Source organism: Rhizobacter sp., assembly GCF_031412075.1.
GTDB lineage: Bacteria > Pseudomonadota > Gammaproteobacteria > Burkholderiales > Burkholderiaceae_C > Rhizobacter.
On the sequence record NZ_JANOCG010000454.1, the window covers coordinates 1 to 2,577 of the forward strand.

General features: G+C 59.0%; 6 protein-coding genes. All 6 read left to right on the top strand.

Annotated features, from left to right (window positions below):
- Window positions 1–94: uL30 family ribosomal protein (locus RMO40_RS17240; protein ID WP_309724098.1), on the top strand; the 94-nt coding region annotated here is incomplete at its 5' end.
- A 16-nt stretch (window positions 95–110) separates the two neighbouring features.
- Window positions 111–545: a 50S ribosomal protein L15 gene (gene rplO, locus RMO40_RS17245; protein WP_309724088.1), complete on the top strand. Its 435-nt coding sequence runs from the start codon at window positions 111–113 to the stop codon at window positions 543–545.
- 25 nt (window positions 546–570) lie between these two features.
- On the top strand, window positions 571–1,881 hold the full coding sequence (gene secY, locus RMO40_RS17250) for a preprotein translocase subunit SecY (protein WP_309724090.1): 1,311 nt from the start codon (window positions 571–573) through the stop codon (window positions 1,879–1,881).
- Window positions 1,882–1,921: 40 nt separating this feature from the next.
- The gene (gene infA, locus RMO40_RS17255) at window positions 1,922–2,140 is read left to right on the top strand and encodes a translation initiation factor IF-1 (protein WP_047489367.1); all 219 of its coding nucleotides are present in this window, start codon (window positions 1,922–1,924) and stop codon (window positions 2,138–2,140) included.
- A 64-nt stretch (window positions 2,141–2,204) separates the two neighbouring features.
- A complete protein-coding gene (gene rpmJ, locus RMO40_RS17260; protein WP_011830995.1) occupies window positions 2,205–2,318 on the top strand; it encodes a 50S ribosomal protein L36 in 114 nt (37 codons plus the stop codon).
- Between the two features lie 47 nt (window positions 2,319–2,365).
- On the top strand, window positions 2,366–2,577 hold a 212-nt coding region (rpsM, locus tag RMO40_RS17265), incomplete at its 3' end, for a 30S ribosomal protein S13 (protein WP_309724096.1).

Consider the following 2,577-nt stretch of genomic DNA (forward strand, 5'->3'; position numbering starts at 1 on the left):
CCTGCGCAAGCTCAACAGCGAATCGACGCTCGAAGACACGCCCGCCGTGCGCGGCATGATCACCAAGGTCCAGTACCTGGTCAAAGTGCTCTGAGCGCTAAGGAACGAACATGGAACTCAACAGCATCAAACCGGCCGACGGCTCCAAGCGCGATCGCCGTCGCGTGGGCCGTGGCATCGGCTCCGGCCTGGGCAAGACCGCAGGCCGTGGCCACAAGGGCCAGAAGTCGCGTTCGGGTGGTTACCACAAGGTTGGTTTCGAAGGCGGCCAGATGCCGCTGCAACGTCGACTGCCCAAGCGTGGTTTCAAGTCGACCACGTTGAAGTACAACGCAGAAATCACCTTGGGTGACCTGGAAGTTCTGGGTGCCGACGAGGTCGACATGCTGACACTGAAGCAAGCCGGCCTGGTGGGTCAGCTCGCCAAGGTGGTGAAGGTCATCAAGACTGGCGAGCTGACCAAGAAGGTCGTGCTCAAGGGTGTGGGCGCCACCGCAGGTGCCAAGGCAGCCATCGAAGCCGCTGGCGGCTCGGTCGCGGCTTAACTTCTAGACAACGGAACACGCTTCAGTGGCAACCAACGCGAATCAGCTGGCCAAGAGTGGCAAGTTCGGTGACCTCCGTCGCCGGCTTGTCTTCTTGTTGCTCGCCCTCGTGGTGTATCGCGTCGGTGCGCACATCCCTGTGCCCGGCATCGACCCGGCGCAGCTGCAAGAGATGTTCAAAGGCCAGGAAGGCGGCATTCTCAGCCTGTTGAACGTGTTCTCCGGTGGCGCGCTTTCGCGCTTCACGGTGTTCGCGCTGGGCATCATGCCGTACATCTCTGCGTCGATCATCATGCAGTTGATGACCTACGTCGTGCCCTCGCTGGAGGCGCTCAAGAAAGAAGGCGAGTCCGGTCGTCGCAAGATCACGCAGTACACACGTTACGGCACCTTGGGCTTGGCTCTGTTCCAGGCGCTGGGTATCGCGCTCGCTCTCGAAGGTTCGCCTGGCCTCGTGATCTCTCCGGGCTTTGGCTTCCGCATGACGGCAGTGGTGAGCCTGGTGGCGGGCACCATGTTCCTGATGTGGTTGGGTGAGCAAATCACCGAGCGTGGTTTGGGCAACGGCATCTCGATCCTGATCTTCGCCGGTATCGCGGCGGGTCTGCCGAGTGCAATTGGTGGCCTGCTGGAGCTGGTGCGCACGGGTGCCATGAGCGTTCTGGTGGCCCTCTTCATCGTGGTGCTGATCGGTGGCGTGACCTTTGTGGTGGTGTTCGTTGAGCGCGGCCAGCGGAAGATCCTTGTCAATTACGCCAAGCGGCAAGTGGGCAACAAGGTTTATGGCGGCCAGTCGTCGCACCTGCCTTTGAAGCTCAACATGTCGGGCGTGATTCCACCGATCTTTGCGTCATCGATCATCCTGCTGCCGGCGACCGTCGTGGGTTGGTTCGCCACGGGCGACAGTCTGCGTTGGCTGAAGGATCTGGCGGCCATGCTGTCGCCTGGGCAGCCGATCTACGTGATGTTGTTTGCCGCAGCCATCGTGTTTTTCTGCTTCTTCTACACGGCCCTGGTGTTCAACAGCCGTGAGACCGCAGACAACCTGAAGAAGAGCGGCGCGTTCATCCCAGGCATTCGCCCGGGTGACCAGACCGCCAAGCACATCGATCGCATCCTCGGGCGTCTGACGCTTGCTGGTGCCGTGTACATCACAGCGGTGTGCTTGTTGCCTGAATTTTTGGTGCTGAAGTACAACGTGCCGTTTTACTTCGGTGGCACTTCGCTCCTGATCATCGTTGTGGTGACCATGGATTTCTGGGCTCAAGTGCAGTCATATGTGATGAGCCAGCAGTACGAGTCGCTGCTGAAGAAGGCAAGTTTCAAGGCCAGTTGAGGCCAGACAAGAACGAATAGAAGACAACGAAACGGCAGGCATGGCGAAAGACGACGTCATTCAGATGCAGGGCGAGATTCTTGAGAATCTGCCCAACGCCACGTTTCGAGTGAAGTTGGAGAACGGGCACATCGTGCTCGGCCATATCTCCGGGAAGATGCGCATGCACTACATCCGCATCCTGCCTGGTGACAAGGTGACGGTCGAGTTGACGCCTTATGACCTGACGCGGGCACGCATCGTGTTCCGCGCCAAGTGAGTTTGACGGGTTTGAATTGAAGCGGTCTGCAAAGGCCTAGGAAAACTTAGGCTAGGAGAGAAGCATGAAAGTTGCTGCATCGGTAAAGAAGATGTGCCGGAATTGCAAGGTCATCCGTCGCAAGGGTGTGGTGCGCGTGATCTGTACCGATCCGCGTCACAAGCAGCGCCAAGGCTGAACAGCCTTCGACGACGCGTTGACGAGTTAAGCGAATAGAGGAAGAACATGGCACGTATTGCTGGTATCAACATTCCGCCGCACAAGCACGCCGAGATCGGCCTGACTTCGATTTACGGCATCGGCCGCTCCACGGCGCAGAAACTCTGCACCGCCAGCGGCGTACCGTTCGATCGCAAGATCAAGGACCTGACCGACGCGGACCTGGAAAAGCTCCGTGAAGAAATTGGTCGCATGACCATCGAGGGCGATCTGCGCCG

Bases quoted from the DNA above. Each gene is read 5' to 3' on its own strand.
- rplO (WP_309724088.1), top strand. From the start codon at position 111: ATGGAACTCAACAGCATCAAACCGGCCGACGGCTCCAAGCGCGATCGC.
- infA (WP_047489367.1), top strand. From the start codon at position 1,922: ATGGCGAAAGACGACGTCATTCAGATGCAGGGCGAGATTCTTGAGAAT.
- rpmJ (WP_011830995.1), top strand. From the start codon at position 2,205: ATGAAAGTTGCTGCATCGGTAAAGAAGATGTGCCGGAATTGCAAGGTC.